At 64.7% G+C, this 16,101-nt stretch carries 13 protein-coding genes; 6 read left to right on the top strand and 7 right to left on the bottom strand.

The window, feature by feature from the left end; genetic code table 11:
- Positions 1-5 precede the first annotated feature (5 nt).
- From aroK to hemE, 6 genes are all read left to right on the top strand, one after another.
- Entirely contained in the window at positions 6-551 is a 546-nt protein-coding gene (gene aroK, locus G7026_RS22610) for a shikimate kinase AroK (RefSeq protein ID WP_181070691.1), read from the top strand.
- A 21-nt stretch (positions 552-572) separates the two neighbouring features.
- Positions 573-1,676: a 3-dehydroquinate synthase gene (gene aroB / locus G7026_RS10365; RefSeq protein ID WP_181070690.1), complete on the top strand. Its 1,104-nt coding sequence runs from the start codon at positions 573-575 to the stop codon at positions 1,674-1,676.
- A 9-nt stretch (positions 1,677-1,685) separates the two neighbouring features.
- Positions 1,686-3,212: an AAA family ATPase gene (locus G7026_RS10360; RefSeq protein WP_181070689.1), complete on the top strand. Its 1,527-nt coding sequence runs from the start codon at positions 1,686-1,688 to the stop codon at positions 3,210-3,212.
- Positions 3,213-3,390: 178 nt separating this feature from the next.
- A complete protein-coding gene (gene gltB, locus G7026_RS10355; protein ID WP_181070688.1) occupies positions 3,391-7,839 on the top strand; it encodes a glutamate synthase large subunit in 4,449 nt (1,482 codons plus the stop codon).
- Between the two features lie 107 nt (positions 7,840-7,946).
- Positions 7,947-9,365 carry an FAD-dependent oxidoreductase gene (locus G7026_RS10350; RefSeq protein WP_181070687.1) on the top strand — a complete coding sequence of 473 codons (1,419 nt, stop codon included), beginning with the start codon at positions 7,947-7,949 and terminating at the stop codon, positions 9,363-9,365.
- A 137-nt stretch (positions 9,366-9,502) separates the two neighbouring features.
- Positions 9,503-10,570, top strand: a complete 1,068-nt coding sequence (gene hemE / locus G7026_RS10345) for a uroporphyrinogen decarboxylase (RefSeq protein WP_181070686.1) — start codon at positions 9,503-9,505, stop codon at positions 10,568-10,570.
- Between the two features lie 31 nt (positions 10,571-10,601).
- Here the strand turns inward: hemE and G7026_RS10340 are convergent, their stop codons facing one another.
- The 7 genes from G7026_RS10340 to G7026_RS10310 form a co-directional block, all read right to left on the bottom strand.
- On the bottom strand, positions 10,602-10,898 hold the full coding sequence (locus G7026_RS10340; RefSeq protein WP_181070685.1) for a hypothetical protein: 297 nt from the start codon (positions 10,896-10,898) through the stop codon (positions 10,602-10,604).
- 101 nt (positions 10,899-10,999) lie between these two features.
- Positions 11,000-11,806, bottom strand: coding sequence for a hypothetical protein (locus tag G7026_RS10335; RefSeq protein WP_181070684.1), 807 nt, complete (start codon positions 11,804-11,806; stop codon positions 11,000-11,002).
- Between the two features lie 23 nt (positions 11,807-11,829).
- Positions 11,830-13,062: a beta-ketoacyl-ACP synthase gene (locus G7026_RS10330; protein WP_181070683.1), complete on the bottom strand. Its 1,233-nt coding sequence runs from the start codon at positions 13,060-13,062 to the stop codon at positions 11,830-11,832.
- Complete coding sequence (gene fabG, locus G7026_RS10325) at positions 13,062-13,790, bottom strand: 3-oxoacyl-ACP reductase FabG (RefSeq protein WP_181070682.1); 729 nt, start codon at positions 13,788-13,790, stop codon at positions 13,062-13,064. The genes G7026_RS10330 and fabG overlap by 1 nt, the downstream gene beginning before the upstream one ends.
- Positions 13,783-14,238 carry an ApeP family dehydratase gene (locus G7026_RS10320; protein WP_181070681.1) on the bottom strand — a complete coding sequence of 152 codons (456 nt, stop codon included), beginning with the start codon at positions 14,236-14,238 and terminating at the stop codon, positions 13,783-13,785. The genes fabG and G7026_RS10320 overlap by 8 nt, the downstream gene beginning before the upstream one ends.
- On the bottom strand, positions 14,235-15,434 hold the full coding sequence (locus G7026_RS10315) for a beta-ketoacyl-[acyl-carrier-protein] synthase family protein (protein ID WP_181070680.1): 1,200 nt from the start codon (positions 15,432-15,434) through the stop codon (positions 14,235-14,237). Before G7026_RS10315 ends, G7026_RS10320 begins: the two co-directional genes overlap by 4 nt.
- On the bottom strand, positions 15,431-15,985 hold the full coding sequence (locus G7026_RS10310; RefSeq protein ID WP_308811779.1) for a DUF3261 domain-containing protein: 555 nt from the start codon (positions 15,983-15,985) through the stop codon (positions 15,431-15,433). The genes G7026_RS10315 and G7026_RS10310 overlap by 4 nt, the downstream gene beginning before the upstream one ends.
- Positions 15,986-16,101 lie beyond the last annotated feature (116 nt).

Raw genomic sequence — 16,101 nt, 5'->3', positions numbered from 1 at the left:
TTTAGGTGCAGAACACCATTCTCGTGGGCCCGATGGGTGCTGGAAAAAGCACCATCGGGCGTCTTCTTGCCAAAGAGCTTCGCCTCCCGTTCAAGGATTCCGACAAGGAAATCGAACAGCGTACCGGGGCGAGCATCCCTCTTATCTTCGATGTGGAAGGTGAGCAGGGATTCCGCGAGCGCGAGCATGCGGTCATTGCCGATCTCTGCCGTCTGGAAGGATTGGTGCTGGCGACCGGTGGCGGGGCTGTTCTGCGTGACGACAACCGTCGAGCATTGCGCGCCGGCGGTCGGGTCGTCTATCTCTGTACCTCGGTCGAGCAGCAGCTCGATCGAACTGCCCGGGATCGCAATCGCCCGCTTCTGCGTGCAGCCGATCCGGAGGCCACACTGCGTCAGCTGATGGCTGTGCGCGACCCCCTTTATCGATGCATCGCCGATATCATCGTCGAGACGGATGAGCGTCCGCCGCGTCTGGTGGTGATGGAGATCCTCGATCGCCTCGTGGGGCTCATGCCCCGTGAAAGCCGCGACCAATCTGCGCTATCCTAAGGCCCTTTCAGCGGGGGTGTCATGCAGACTCTTGAAGTCGATCTTGGCGAGCGTAGCTATCCCATTCATATCGGCGATCAGCTGCTTTCTCGTGGCGAGTTCTTTCGTGAGCATATTGGCGGCAAGCAGGTCGCGATCGTTACCAACGAGACGATTGCGCCCCTGTATCTGGATCGGCTGGTCGATGCGCTCGTGGGCGTGACAGTGACGCCGATCGTGCTTCCCGATGGCGAGGCGTACAAGAACTGGCAGACGCTCAATCTCATCTTCGACGCGCTGCTCACGGCCCGGCTGGACCGCAAGGTAACCATCATTGCGCTCGGCGGCGGTGTCGTTGGTGACATGGCCGGCTTTGCAGCAGCCTGCTATCAGCGCGGCGTCGAATTCATCCAGATGCCGACGACGCTGCTGTCGCAGGTCGACTCCTCGGTTGGCGGCAAAACCGGCATCAATCACCCGCTGGGCAAGAACATGATCGGTGCGTTCTACCAGCCGCAGGCGGTGATCATCGATACCTCGACCCTGTCCACGCTGCCTCCCCGCGAGCTGTCGGCAGGCCTCGCCGAAGTAATCAAGTACGGACTGATCTGCGACGAGCCCTTCCTCGGCTGGCTCGAAGAGCATGTCCAGGCGTTGCGCTCGCTCGATGCGGCTGTCTTGACCGAGGCCATTCGGCGCTCCTGCGCCGCCAAGGCCAAGGTGGTCGGCGCGGACGAGCGGGAGTCGGGCATTCGCGCCATTCTCAATCTGGGTCATACCTTCGGGCATGCCATCGAGACCCATCAGGGCTATGGTGTGTGGCTACATGGCGAGGCGGTCTCCGCCGGCATGGTGATGGCGCTGGAAATGTCTTGTCGACTCGGCTGGCTGCCGGCCTCGGATCGCGATCGTGCGGTGAGTCTGCTGGCGCGTGCTGGCCTGCCCGTTACCCCCCCGGCCGACATGACGTCAGAAGACTTCCTCCGCCATATGGCCGTCGACAAGAAAGTTATCAATGGGCAGCTGCGTCTGGTGCTGCTCAAGCGTTTGGGAGAGGCTGTCGTTACCGCCGATTTTCCTCGTGAAGTGCTGGAAGCCACCTTGCGCGTCGATTACGACGCACTGCTGGCTCAGCTAGGAGCCTAAGAGATTTCCATGACCAGTTTGTCCGCTGACGAGTCTTATCTGAGCCATTACGGATTCAGCCACGATCCATTCGCCGCTCGCGTGCCGGGATTCAAGTTTTTCCCGGCCCAGCGCAAACCGGTGTTGGGCCAGTTGCACCACCTTGCCCGCTACAGCCAGCTTTTGCTGGTGGTGACCGGGCCGGCTGGCAGTGGCAAGACGTTGTTGCGGCAGGCGCTGGTCGCCAGCACCAACAAGCAGACGGTGCAAAGCGTGGTGGTGGCCCTGCAGGACGCCACCGGTCCTGCCGAGGTGCTGCAGCAGGTCGCCCAGTCGCTAGGCGTCAAGCGCGCGGACTTCGACGGCATCATGGCGCAGATCATCCAGCTGGCCTTGACTGGCCAAGAGGTCTATCTGCTGTTCGATGACGCCGAGCTGCTCAGCGACGATGCTGTGGAGCTCCTGCTGCGGCTGGCGGCGGGCAATCCCGAAGGGCGGCCGCATGTGTTTCTTTTCGGCAAGGCGACCCTGGTGGCTCGGCTCGAAGTGTTGGCCGATGGCGAAGAGCGCTATCACGCCATTGAGCTGCAGCCGTACGACGAAGACGAGACGCGCGATTACCTCGCGGCTCGTCTGGAGGGCGCTGACAGCAGCCTTGAGGTGCTGAGCGAGCAGCAGGTCGAGGGTATTCATGCCGAATCCGGCGGTTGGCCGGGGAAGATCAATCAAGTGGCGCGTGAGGCGTTGATCGAGGCGATGCGGGTATCGCGCAAGGGGGGCGCCAAGGGTGCTGGGTTCGCCTTGCCGAAGAAGCATCTTCTCGCCGCGGCGGCTGTGTTGATGGTGGTCGCGCTTGCGCTGGTGTTCCGAGGAGGCAGCGACGAGAGCGAGCTGGCGGGAGACGAAGCTGGACAACCGCGTGGGACCGCCATCGAGTTCGCAGGAAACAATCAGCCCGTGCCGTTGCCGCTCGCCAGTGACCCTCAACCGGTGATGCGTGAGCCGCTGGCCGCCGCTTCGGGTGGTGAAGAAGAGGACTATGCAGGCAGCATCGACGAGCCTCAGTCTCAGCCCGAGCCGCCTGTGCCTGCCCCTTCGCGGCCAGTCGAGGCTCCACGCCAAGCCGTCAATGAGGCGCCTCCGGCACCTGCGCCAGCACCGCAGACCCCGGCGCAAGCGCAGGCACCGCAGCGGCCAGTGGCTGCGACGTCATCCGCGCCTGCTGCAGCCCCGGCGCCAGCACAGGCCTCGACCCCTGCGGCGGCTGGCGGATCGGCCGACTGGTATGCCGGTCAGCCGGGCTCGAACTACTTGCTTCAGGTGTTGGGGACCCGTTCGGAAAAGAGTGCTCAGGCCGTCGTGCAGGAACACGGCAGTGGTTATCGCTACTTCACCAAGCAGCATGAAGGGCGGCCGCTTTATGTCGTGACCTACGGCAGCTTCGCCAATCGTGCTGCTGCCCAGAGCGCCATTGCCTCTCTTCCCTCGGCGTTGCAGGCAGGCAAGCCCTGGCCGCGCGCCTTCAGCAGCGTGCAGCAGGAAATCCAGGCACGCTGATCCTTTCAGGCTGCGCTGGCCGTCTTGCAAGCGGCTGGGCCGCCTGCCCCGAAAAGATTTGTTTTATCTCCAGTGCGCTATGTAAACTGCTCACCCTTTTGCCCGCGTAAAAGGCAGGGCTTTGCCTCGCCTCGCCGGTAAGGGGTTGATTGCAAAAGAATTAGCTGGTGGAGTGCCTATGAGAGCAGGTCTGTTTCGTCCTGATGAATTCAGGGATAACTGCGGCTTCGGTCTGATTGCCCACATGCAGGGTGATGCCAGCCATCACCTGTTGCAGACCGCTATTCAATCGCTAACCTGCATGACCCACCGAGGCGGGATCAACGCAGACGGCAAGACCGGAGACGGTTGCGGTCTGCTGATGCAGAAGCCCGACGCCTTCCTGCGCGCCGTGGCGCGGGAGCAGTTCGGCGCCGAACTGTCCGACAACTATGCCGTCGGCATGATCTTCCTGAGCCAGGACGCCGCCAAGGCGCAGGCGGCGCGTGAGCGTCTCAATCAGGAAATCGCCGGGCAAGGCCTGAACCTGGTGGGATGGCGTGAAGTCCCGGTCGACACCAGTGTGCTTGGCCAGCTGGCGCTCGATCGTCTGCCGCGCATCGAACAAGTCTATGTCAGCGGTGACGGGCTGTCGGAGAAAGACTTCGCAATCAAGCTGTTCTTTGTTCGCCGCCGTGCCGAAGTGGCGCTCAAGGCCGATGAGGAATTCTATGTCTGCAGCCTTTCGGACAAGGACATCGTCTACAAGGGCCTGATGATGCCCGCGGACCTCGCGCAGTTTTACCCCGACCTCGGCGACGAGCGCCTGGCGACTGCCATCTGCGTTTTCCATCAGCGTTTCTCCACCAACACCCTGCCGAAGTGGCCGCTTGCGCAGCCATTCCGCTTCCTCGCCCACAACGGTGAGATCAACACCATTACCGGTAACCGCAACTGGGCCCAGGCGCGCCGTACAAAGTTCGCCAACGAGCTGCTGCCGGAACTGGAAGCCCTGGATCCGTTGGTTAACCGTACCGGTTCGGACTCCTCCAGCATGGATAACATGCTCGAGCTGTTGGTCACCGGTGGAATGGATCTGTTCCGCGGCCTGCGCATGATAATTCCACCGGCCTGGCAGAACGTCGAGACGATGGATCCGGATCTGCGCGCCTTCTATGAATACAACTCCATGCACATGGAGCCCTGGGACGGCCCGGCTGGCGTGGTACTGACCGACGGCCGCCATGCGGTTTGCCTGCTCGACCGCAATGGCCTGCGTCCAGCGCGTTGGGTTACCACGACCAATGGTTACATCACCCTGGCTTCGGAAGTCGGTGTCTGGGATTACCAGCCCGAGGAAGTCATCGCCAAGGGGCGGGTCGGCCCGGGCCAGATTCTGGCGGTCGACACCCATACGGGTCAGGTCCTGCATACCAGCGACATCGATAATCGCCTCAAGAGCCAGCATCCCTACAAGAAGTGGCTGCGGCAGAACGCCCTGCGCATCCAGGCCACGCTGGAGGACAAGGATCACGGCTCGCCGTTCTACGAGGCCGATCAGCTCAAGCAGTACATGAAGATGTTCCAGGTGACGTTCGAAGAGCGTGACCAGGTGCTGCGCCCGCTGGCCGAGCAGGGGCAGGAAGCGGTCGGCTCGATGGGCGACGACACCCCGATGGCGGTGCTCTCGCGTCGCATCCGCTCGCCGTACGATTATTTCCGCCAGCAGTTCGCCCAGGTGACCAATCCGCCGATCGACCCGCTGCGCGAGTCGATCGTGATGTCGCTGGAAACCTGCCTCGGCGCCGAGCGCAACGTCTTCGAAGAGACCGCTGATCACGCCAACCGGGCGATCCTCACCAGCCCGGTGATCTCGCCGGCCAAGTGGCGCACCATCATGACCCTGGAGCGTCCCGGGTTCGATCGCCAGCTCATCGACCTGAACTACGACGAGACGATGGGCCTCGAAGCGGCGGTGCGCAACATCGCCGATCAGGCCGAGGAAGCCGTGCGCGCCGGCAAGGTGCTGCTGGTGCTGAGCGACCGGGCGATCACCCCTGGGCGCCTGCCGGTTCACGCCTCGCTGGCCGTCGGTGCGGTACACCACCGTCTGACCGAGAAGGGCCTGCGGTGCGACTGCAACATCCTGGTCGAGACCGCCACCGCGCGCGATCCGCATCACTTCGCGGTGCTGATCGGCTTCGGCGCGACGGCCGTCTACCCGTTCCTCGCCTATGAGGTGCTGGGCGATCTGATCCGCACCGGCGAAGTCCTGGGCGACCTTTACGAAGTGTTCAAGCACTACCGCAAGGGGATTTCCAAGGGCCTGCTGAAGATTCTCTCGAAGATGGGCATCTCCACCGTGGCGTCCTATCGCGGCGCCCAGCTGTTCGAAGCCGTGGGACTGTCCGACGAAATCGTCGAGATGTCGTTCCGCGGTGTCGCCAGCCGGATCAAGGGAGCTCGCTTCGTCGATCTCGAAGCCGAGCAGAAGCTGCTGGCTGCCGAGGCCTGGAACAACCGTCGGCCAATCCAGCAGGGCGGCCTGCTCAAGTTCGTCTATGGCAGCGAATACCACGCCTACAACCCGGACGTGGTCAGCGCGCTGCAGGTGGCCGTTCAGCAGGGTGACTACAGCCGCTTCAAGGAATACACCGCGCTGGTCGATCAGCGTCCGGTGTCGATGATCCGCGACCTGCTCAAGGTCAAGGTCGCCGACCAGCCGCTGGCGCTCGAAGAGATCGAGCCGCTGGAGTCGATTCTCAAGCGCTTCGACTCGGCCGGCATCTCCCTGGGCGCGTTGTCGCCTGAAGCCCACGAGGCCATCGCCGCGGCGATGAACCGTATCGGCGCGCGCTCCAACTCCGGTGAGGGCGGCGAGGATCCGGCACGTTACGGCACCGAGCGCAGCTCCAAGATCAAACAGGTGGCGACCGGCCGTTTCGGCGTCACGCCCGAATACCTGGTCAACGCCGAAGTACTGCAGATCAAGGTGGCCCAGGGCGCGAAGCCCGGTGAGGGCGGTCAGCTGCCGGGCGGCAAGGTCAACGGCCTGATCGCACGGCTGCGCTACGCGGTACCGGGCGTAACCCTGATTTCACCGCCGCCGCACCACGACATCTATTCGATCGAAGATCTGGCGCAGCTGATCTTCGACCTCAAGCAGGTCAACCCGCAGGCGCTGGTCTCGGTCAAGTTGGTGGCAGAACCGGGCGTCGGTACCATCGCCGCCGGCGTGGCCAAGGCCTATGCCGACCTGATCACCATCTCCGGCTACGACGGGGGCACCGGCGCCTCGCCGCTCACCTCGATCCGCTATGCCGGCTCGCCCTGGGAGCTCGGCCTGGCCGAGACGCACCAGACGCTGCGCGGCAACGACCTGCGCGGCAAGGTTCGGGTGCAAACCGACGGCGGCCTGAAAACCGGCCTGGACGTGATCAAGGCGGCGATCCTGGGGGCGGAAAGCTTCGGTTTCGGTACGGCTCCGATGATCGCGCTGGGTTGCAAATACCTGCGCATCTGCCACCTGAACAACTGCGCCACGGGTGTCGCGACGCAGAACGACAAGCTGCGCAAGGACCACTTCATCGGCACGGTCGACATGGTGGTGAATTTCTTCACCTTCGTCGCCGAGGAAACCCGTGAATGGCTGGCGCGCCTGGGCGTGCGCAGCCTCGCCGAGCTGATCGGGCGTACCGATCTGCTGGAAGTGCTGCCGGGTGAAACCGACAAGCAGGCGCATCTGGACCTGACGCCCCTGCTGGGCAGCGACCATATTCCGGCCGACAAGCCGCAGTTCTGCGAGGTGGAGAAGAATCCGCCGTTCGACCAGGGGCTGCTTGCCGAGGAAATGGTCAAGCTGGCCAAGCCGGCGATCGACGGCAAGACCGGTGGCGAGTTCGAGCTGGACGTGTGCAACTGCGACCGCTCGATCGGTGCGCGGGTGTCCGGCGAGATCGCCCGGGTGCATGGCAACCAGGGCATGGCCGACGCGCCGGTGACCTTCCGCTTCAAGGGCACGGCGGGACAGAGCTTCGGCGTGTGGAACGCCGGTGGCCTGAACCTCTATCTCGAAGGCGACGCCAACGACTACGTCGGCAAGGGCATGACCGGTGGCAAGCTGGTGGTCACTCCACCGAAAGGTTCGGCCTACGCTTCGCAGGACTCGGCGATCATCGGTAATACCTGCCTCTATGGCGCCACGGGCGGCAAGCTGTTCGCCGCCGGCACCGCGGGCGAGCGCTTCGGCGTGCGTAACTCCGGCGCCCATGCGGTTGTCGAAGGCACTGGCGATCACTGCTGCGAATACATGACGGGCGGCTTCGTCTGCGTGCTGGGCAAGACCGGGCACAACTTCGGCTCCGGCATGACAGGCGGCTTCGCCTATGTGTTGGACATGGACAACAGTTTCGTCGACCGACTGAACACCGAGCTCGTAGCCATCCAGCGAATCACCGGTGAGGCGATGGAGGCTTATCGCAGCCATCTGCAGGACGTCTTGCGCGAGTACGTTGCCGAGACCGCCAGCGAGTGGGGTGCCGAACTGCTGGAAAACCTCGACGACTACCTGCGGCGCTTCTGGCTGGTCAAGCCGAAGGCGGCCAGTCTGGCGAGCCTGCTGTCGACGACCCGGGCCAACCCGCAATAACAAGCAGCTTCAAGCGGCTTGCCCGAGCCTGTCTCGGGCGACCGCTTACCGTGATTGTCTTGCAGCGTGCAGGCCTGGTGCCGCCGCTGCTGTGAAGAGGTTTTGAAATGACTGAACGTCTGAATAACGACTTCCAGTTCATCGAGGTCGGACGCAAGGATCCGAAGAAGAAGCTGCTGCGCCAGCGCAAGAAGGAGTTCGTCGAGATCTACGAACCCTTCAAACCGGCTCAGGCTTCCGACCAGGCGCACCGCTGCCTGGGCTGCGGAAACCCCTATTGCGAGTGGAAGTGCCCGGTGCACAACTACATTCCAAACTGGCTCAAGCTGGTGTCGGAAGGCAACATCCTGGCGGCGGCCGAACTGGCCCACCAGACCAACACGCTGCCGGAAGTTTGCGGCCGCGTCTGCCCGCAGGACCGCCTCTGCGAAGGTGCTTGCACCCTCAACGACGGTTTCGGCGCGGTCACCATCGGCTCGGTGGAGAAGTACATCGCCGACACCGCCTTCGCCATGGGCTGGCGGCCGGACATGTCCAAGGTCAAGCCGACCGGCAAGAAGGTCGCGATCATCGGCGCCGGGCCGGCGGGCCTTGGCTGCGCCGACATTCTGGTGCGCAACGGCGTGACCCCGGTGGTGTTCGATCGCAACCCGGAGATCGGCGGCCTGCTTACCTTCGGCATCCCCGAGTTCAAGCTGGAAAAGACTGTCATGAGCCGCCGCCGCGAGGTCTTCACCGGCATGGGCATCGAGTTCCGGCTCAACACCGAGGTCGGCAAGGACGTCAGTGTCGACCAGCTGCTGGCCGAATACGATGCGGTGTTCATGGGCATGGGCACCTACACCTACATGAAGGGTGGCTTCCCGGGCGAAGACCTGCCAGGCGTCTACGATGCGCTGGACTTCCTGATTGCCAACGTCAATCGCAACCTGGGCTTCGAGAGGACGCCGGAAGACTTCATCGACATGAAGGGCAAGAAGGTGGTGGTGCTCGGTGGTGGCGACACGGCGATGGACTGCAACCGAACCTCCATCCGCCAGGGCGCCAAGAGCGTCACCTGCGCCTACCGGCGTGACGCGGCCAACATGCCGGGCTCGCGCAAGGAGGTGAAGAATGCCAAGGAGGAAGGGGTCAAGTTCCTCTTCAACCGTCAGCCGATCGCCATCGTCGGCGAGGACAAGGTCGAAGGCGTGAAGGTGGTCGAGACGCGCCTGGGCGAACCCGATGCCCGTGGCCGTCGCAGCCCTGAGCCTATCCCCGGCTCCGAGGAAATTCTGCCGGCCGATGCGGTGGTCATCGCCTTCGGCTTCCGTCCGAGTCCGGCCCCCTGGTTCGAGCAGCTGGGTATCCAGACGGACAATCAGGGACGCGTCGTGGCGCCGGAAATGGGCGAGTTCAAGCACCAGACCAGCAACCCGAAGATCTTTGCCGGCGGCGACATGGTGCGCGGCTCGGATCTGGTGGTCACCGCGATCTTCGAAGGCCGCCAGGCCGCCGAAGGGATTCTGGACTACCTGGGCGTCTGAGTACTGCGTAAGCCCGGGCGGCCAAAGGCCGCCGGGCTGACCTGAATCAAGGCGATAGATAAAAGGCACGGCGCTCGCCGTGCCTTTTGTTTTGTGCTTTGCGACAATGCGCGGCACTTTTTCTGCTGGAACCCGCCATGACCTCCGCCCTGAAGAACGACCGCTTTCTGCGCGCCCTGCTCAAGCAGCCCGTCGACGTCACCCCTGTGTGGATGATGCGCCAGGCTGGCCGCTACCTGCCTGAATACCGGGCCAGTCGCGCGCGTGCCGGGGACTTCATGGGGCTGTGCATGAATCCGGAAATGGCCTGCGAGGTCACCCTGCAGCCTCTGGAGCGCTATCCGCTGGACGCTGCGATCCTGTTCTCCGACATCCTGACCGTGCCTGACGCCATGGGCCTGGGCCTGTACTTCGAAACCGGCGAAGGGCCGCGTTTCAGGAAGACCGTCGAGTCGGCCGCCGACATCGAGGCGCTGCCCGTGCCCGATCCGGACAAGGATCTGGGCTACGTGATGGACGCGGTACGCACCATTCGCCGCGAGCTCAACGGCCGGGTCCCGCTGATCGGTTTCTCCGGCAGCCCCTGGACGCTCGCTACCTACATGGTCGAGGGCGGCTCGTCGAAGGACTTCCACAAGTCCAAGGCCATGCTCTACGACAACCCACAGGCCATGCACGCGCTGCTCGACAAGCTGGCCCAGTCGGTGACGGCCTACCTGAACGGCCAGATCAAGGCCGGCGCGCAGGCCGTGCAGATCTTCGATACCTGGGGCGGGAACCTGTCCTCGGCGGCCTATCTGGAGTTCTCCCTGGCCTACATGCGCAAGATCGTCGCGGGGCTGATTCGCGAGCATGACGGACGCAAGGTGCCGGTGATTCTGTTCACCAAGAACGGTGGCCTGTGGCTCGAGGACATCGCCGATGCCGGTGCCGACGCGCTCGGTCTGGACTGGACCTGCGACATTGGCCAGGCCCGTCGGCGGGTGGGTGAGCGCGTTGCGCTGCAGGGCAACATGGACCCGACCGTGCTCTACGCCAAGCCTTCGGCCATCCGCGCCGAAGTGGCGCGAATCCTCGCCTCGTACGGCCAGGGGAGCGGGCATGTGTTCAACCTCGGACACGGCATCACCCCGGAGGTCGATCCGGCCCATGCGGGTGCCTTCATCGAGGCGGTGCACGAGCTGTCTGGGCAATACCACCGGTGACACAGAAGGCCGCTTATGCGGCCTTCTTCATTCAGGGCTGTTGATAATGGCCCGGGCTGGTGCCTTTCTCGTGTTCGCGGACCAGCTTGGTGACGCGGATGTCGCTGATGCCCAAGACCTCGGCCTGTTTCGTCAGCTCAGCCTCGCCCGCGTCGGGCTCGGGCATCGCCAGGTTGTTTTCCGCGTCGGCGTTGTGCAGTTCGATCAAGTGACGGATCGCATCGGCTTGGGAAAAGCTGTCCTGTTCCGACTCGAAGATTTGAACGCGCGGGTCGTTGCGGAAGATGTAGTTCACCTCGAACTTGTGCGACTTCGATAAACCGAACATGGGCGCTCCTTAGCGGATGGATGATGTTCGGTTGACTCGCCCCGCAGCGTGTTCGTTCCGGCGCGCCGATCTCTGGCCTCGGCGCGCCGTTGCCTGTGTCGTTACTCGATCGTGGCCAGCTGGCCACGCAGCGCGACGCCGGCGATCGCCATGCCGGCGTGACATTCGTAGCGGGCGGGGTCCTGGTAGGCGTTGCGCTTGTAGTAGCTGACGATGTTCACCACGGCATTGGCACCGGCTTGCTTGGCCGTATTCTGCAGGCTCGCCAGTACCGACTGCAGGACCCAGCTGCAGGCCTCCTCGTCGCTCTTGTTCGAGGCGTTGGTCTTGCGGTTGCTGGTCACGCTGCGCAGGGTGCGCACCTCACCGTCGATCGGCTGCCCCGCCAGGAAGAACCTGACGCTGCCATCGAGCAGGCCGCTGTCCAGGCCGCGCTGCAGGCCCTGCTGGAAATCCATCAGCACCGCGTCGCCGTTGCCGCTGGTCTGTTCGATGATGCCCAGGTTGTCCACCGATTCGGTGATCGGGTCGATGTCGAGCTCCCTGAGGATGTTGTCGCGCAGGCGGTTCACCCAGCGGTTGTAATTGCGGTGGATCTTGCCGCTCTTCTCGTTCAGACCCCAGCTGCTGCGCAGCTGGATCTGGAAGGCGGTGGCCGAATAAGGAATGTCGACCTCGGCATGATGACGACCGCGAACGGTGATGGCCGCCTTGATCAGGGCCGGCTCCACGGACTGGACCTTCCATTGCCGGTCGGTGAGCGCGGTGACGATGGCCCGCTGCATCTGCTGCTGGGTCAGGTTGAGGTTCTCGGGAAAACGCTCTTCGGCGTTGTAGACGCGATGGCTGGTGCAGCCGGCCAGGGCGGCGACCAGCAGCGGCAACAGCAGGGTGCGATAAAGGGACATTCCTTTGCTCCGGTTGTGGGTATTCAGGGCCAGCGGCGGAAGATCAGCGACGTGTTGATGCCGCCGAAGGCGAAGTTGTTGTTCATCACATACTCGTGCTGCATCACCCGGGGCGCGTTCATCAGGTAGTCGAGTTCGGCGCAGCGCGGGTCGATCCGTTCGAGGTTCAGGGTGTGGATGTAGTGGTCGCGGTTCATCATCTCGATGCTGAACCAGGATTCCAGGGCACCGCAGGCGCCAAGCGTATGGCCGAGAAAACTCTTCTGCGAGCTGATCGGCATCCGTGCGCCGAACAGCGAATGGGTCGCGTGGCTCTCGGCGATATCGCCCTGTTCGGTGGCCGTGCCGTGGCCGTTGACGTAGCCGATGGCCGCCGCCGGTAGCCCGGCGTCTTCCAGGGCCAGCTCCATGGCGCGGCGCATGGTGGCCTGCTCGGGCTTGGTCGCATGCTGGCCGTCGGCGTTGCTGCCGAAGCCGACCAGCTCGGCGTGGATCTTCGCGCCACGGGCCAGTGCGTGCTCGAGCTCTTCCAGGACCAGCATGCCGGCGCCTTCGCCAATCACCAAGCCGTCGCGATCGCTGTCGTAGGGCCTGGGGCTGGTATGCGGTGCATCGTTCTTCAGGCTGGTGGCGTAGAGCGCATCGAACACCATTGCTTCGGTGGCGCAGAGCTCTTCCGCACCGCCGGCGAGCATCATCGGCAGGCGGCCGAACCTGATCGCCTCGTAGGCGTAGCCGATGCCCTGGCTGCCGCTGGTGCAGGCGCTTGAGGTGGGAATCACCCGGCCGGTGAGGCCGAAGAAGATGCTGACATTGGCGGCCGTGGTGTGCGGCATCATGCGGATGTAGGAGTTCGCGTTGAGACCGTCGGCGACCGAGTTGAGCAGCATGTTGCCGAACGCCTTGATTTCGTCGGTGCTGCCCGTGGACGAGCCGCAGGCCACGCCCATGCGTCCGTCGCGAATGCCGGCATCGTCGAGCAGGCCGGCGTCGGCCAATGCCTGCTCGGCCGCGCGGACCGACAGGCGCGACACCCGCCCCATGCTGCGCAGCTGCTTGCGGGTCCAGTGACCCGGCACGATGAAGTCATCGACCGGACCGGCGAGCCGGGTGGTGAGTTCGCTGAAGCGATCCCACTCGTCCATGCGGCGGATGCCGCTGCGATTGGCGCCGAAACGGGCTTCGATCGTGGGCCAGTCCTGGCCCAGCGAGGTGATGCCGGCCATGCCGGTAACGACGACGCGTTTGCAGGCCATCAGCACAGCCCGCCATTGACCGCCAACACCTGGCGGGTGATGTACGACGCTTCCTCGGACATCAGGAAATTGACCGCACCCGCGACTTCCTCGGGAGTTCCCATGCGCTGGGCGGGGATCATCTTCAGCAGTTCCTCCAAGGGCAGGGTGTCGTCGAGCATATCGGTATCGATCAGGCCGGGCGCGACGCAGTTGACGGTGATGCGACGCTTGCCCAGCTCGATCGCCAGGGCTTTTGCCGCGCCGATCACACCAGCCTTGGAGGCGCTGTAGTTAACCTGGCCGCGGTTACCGATCAGCCCGGACACCGAGGTGATGCAGACGATGCGGCCCGACTTGCGGCGGCGGATCATCGGCATGGTCACCGGTTGCAGGACGTTGTAGAAGCCGTCGAGGTTGGTGCGCAGTACCTCGTCCCAGTCGTTGTCGGTCAGCGCCGGAAAGGCACCGTCGCGGGTCAGGCCGGCATTGCAGACCACCCCGTAGTAGGCGCCGTGGGCTTCCATGTCCGCTTCCAGCCGTTCGCGACAGGCTGCCCGGTCGGCGACGTCGAATTGCAGCACGCGGGCGCGGCGGCCCAGCGCCTGGATCTCTTGCTGGACGGCCAGTGCCTCGTCCAGGCGCGAACGGCAGTGCAGCACGAGGTCATGGCCGGCGCGCGCCAGACGCAGCGCGATGGCGCGGCCGATACCCCGGCTGGAACCGGTGACCAGAATGGATTCAGTCATCTGAAGACTCTTGAAGGTACGCCTCCACAGCGGGAGGCCGGAACACGTTGAGGCGGGCTTCGGCGAGGATGCCAGGGCCGTCGAGGCGGCATTCGAACACGCCCATGCCGTTGTCGTCCCGCAGCGATTGGCGCGCCTCGATCCGCAGCTCGACGCCTGCCGGGAAGGTCGCGACGTTGCACTGATAGCTGCGGGTGCCGAGCAGAAAGCCCAGCTCGATCGGCAGGCCGGCCTGACGCGCCTGGCAGCCGGCGAAGGCCGCCACGCTCTGGGCCATGATCTCGACGCCCACCCAGGCGGGCAGGCTGCCATCGGCATCGTTGAACAGCCCGCCGTGCCGGACCTGCAGCTGGGCGCGGACGCTGTCCTGGTCGAAGGATTCGACCGCATCGAGCAGGATCATGTCGCCGGCATGGGGCAGCAGTTCGGCAATGGGCCAGGCGATCACGGGGCTTCTCCGATAATCAGGCTGATGTTGTTACCGCCAAAGGCGAAGGAATTGCTCATCATGAAGGGCCGCTCGGTTGCCGCTGTCATGGTCGCGCCAGGGGCGACCAGTTTCAGTGGCGGCAACGCGCTATCGGCCTGACCGTCCCAAAGATGAGGCGGCAGGCATCGATCGGAATTGAATTCGGAGAGTGCCAGCCAGCAGAACGCCGCTTCGAGGGCACCGGCCGCGCCGAGGGTGTGGCCGGTCATCGGCTTGGTCGAGGAGCAGGCGACACTCTGTGGAAAGAGCTGTGCGACGGCCAGGCTTTCCATCGCGTCGTTATGGGCCGTCGCGGTGCCATGCAGATTCAGGTAGCTGATCCGCTGTACGTCGCAGCCGGCATCGATCAGCGCCTTGCGCATCGCCTGCACCGCACCCTGGCCGGACGGCTCGGGCGCCGAGATGTGGTGAGCGTCGGAACTCGCGCCGGCGCCTAGCAGGGCTATGCCGTGGCCGTCGGCGCGCTCGCGGGTCATCAGAAACAGCGCCGCGGCTTCGCCGATGGCGATCCCGTCGCGGTTCGCCGAAAACGGATTGCAGCCTGTACCGGAGGTGGCCTCCAGGGCACTGAAGCCCTGCAGCGTCAGATCGCACAACGAGTCGACACCGCCGCACAGCACCGCGTCGCAGATGCCCATGGCCAGCAGGCGCCGGGCGCTTTGCAGGGCCCGCGCGCCGGAGGTGCAGGCCGTGGAGATGCAGTAGCTGGGACCGGCGAGGCCCAGCCAGTCTTCGAGAAAGCTCGCCGGCGCCGCGAGTTCCTGCTGGGCATAGCGGTAATGGTCGGGCAGCTGTCCGTCGCGGTAGTAGAAGGCGATGCCTTCGCTCGCTTCCTGGATGCCCGAGGTGCTGGTTCCTAGGACGATACCGATGCGCGCCGCGCCGTAACGCTCGAGGGCCAGGCGGATCGGCCCCTCGATTTCCAGCGCCGCGGCCAGCAGCAGCCGGTTGTTGCGCGTGTCGCAGGGGGCCAGGTGCTCGGGCAGTGTCGGCAGCGGCGCGGTGACCGCGCCGACCGGCAACTGGCGACCGGCGACCTCCCGCGGATAGGGCGCGATGCCGCTGCCGTCGCCGGCGAACAGGCGTGTCGCGATCTCCCGCTTGCCTGAGCCAAGGGCGCAGATCAGCCCCAGCGCGTTCAGGTATGCGGTCATGGCGTGCTCTCTGGCGGCCCCAAGGGCTCAATGCGGTAACGTCGCCGTTCGGGCGCGATCTCGATTTCCATGGCGCCCTGCTCCGAATAGCGCACCTGCCAGCGCACGACGCCACGTTGCAGCAACTCGCGCTGCGGTTCGTCGATGCGCCAGTCCGCCTCACCGTAACGCTCGCCAAGCTGGTCGTCGGGCGTCAGGGCGAACAGCAGGGCGGCGAACAGCTCCCGACCCTGTGGGTTGGGCGGCAGCAGGCCGTCGGCCTCCCAGCCATGAGCGCCTAGACGCTGGCGCGCCAGCGGCACGCCGAGCGGGTCGAGCAGGACTGCCCGCAGCGCGTCGCCATCGGTGTGCAGCACGAGAATCGCGTCCAGCGGGCGCTGCGCGTCATCTCCCCGCACATGCCACTGAGAGGGCAGTGCCAGTTCCGGCACGCCCTGAGGGGCCGGTGGCGTGCTCGCGCAAGCCGTCAGCAGCAGGCCGATCAGCAGGAACGCCCAGCCGGGCAGGCGCACAACGCCAAGGGCGGCGTGGATGTTCGCGAATGGTTTCACGTGAGGGTCTCGGGTATCGGAAGCAGGCCGGGCCGGCCCATGGCATAGCAGATGCGCGGCCGGGGTGCGACGTTCTGGGCGTGCATCCTAGCAATCCTTGCTGGCGCCTCGGAAGC

Source organism: Stutzerimonas azotifigens (genome assembly GCF_013522725.1).
GTDB lineage: Bacteria > Pseudomonadota > Gammaproteobacteria > Pseudomonadales > Pseudomonadaceae > Stutzerimonas > Stutzerimonas azotifigens_A.
Note: the sequence above shows the minus strand (reverse complement) of the source record. Positions and strands in the feature narration are given on the sequence as shown.

Bases quoted from the DNA above. Each gene is read 5' to 3' on its own strand.
- aroB (WP_181070690.1), top strand. From the start codon at position 573: ATGCAGACTCTTGAAGTCGATCTTGGCGAGCGTAGCTATCCCATTCAT.
- G7026_RS10360 (WP_181070689.1), top strand. From the start codon at position 1,686: ATGACCAGTTTGTCCGCTGACGAGTCTTATCTGAGCCATTACGGATTC.
- gltB (WP_181070688.1), top strand. From the start codon at position 3,391: ATGAGAGCAGGTCTGTTTCGTCCTGATGAATTCAGGGATAACTGCGGC.
- G7026_RS10350 (WP_181070687.1), top strand. From the start codon at position 7,947: ATGACTGAACGTCTGAATAACGACTTCCAGTTCATCGAGGTCGGACGC.
- hemE (WP_181070686.1), top strand. From the start codon at position 9,503: ATGACCTCCGCCCTGAAGAACGACCGCTTTCTGCGCGCCCTGCTCAAG.
- G7026_RS10340 (WP_181070685.1), bottom strand. From the start codon at position 10,898: ATGTTCGGTTTATCGAAGTCGCACAAGTTCGAGGTGAACTACATCTTC.
- G7026_RS10335 (WP_181070684.1), bottom strand. From the start codon at position 11,806: ATGTCCCTTTATCGCACCCTGCTGTTGCCGCTGCTGGTCGCCGCCCTG.
- G7026_RS10330 (WP_181070683.1), bottom strand. From the start codon at position 13,062: ATGGCCTGCAAACGCGTCGTCGTTACCGGCATGGCCGGCATCACCTCG.
- fabG (WP_181070682.1), bottom strand. From the start codon at position 13,790: ATGACTGAATCCATTCTGGTCACCGGTTCCAGCCGGGGTATCGGCCGC.
- G7026_RS10315 (WP_181070680.1), bottom strand. From the start codon at position 15,434: ATGACCGCATACCTGAACGCGCTGGGGCTGATCTGCGCCCTTGGCTCA.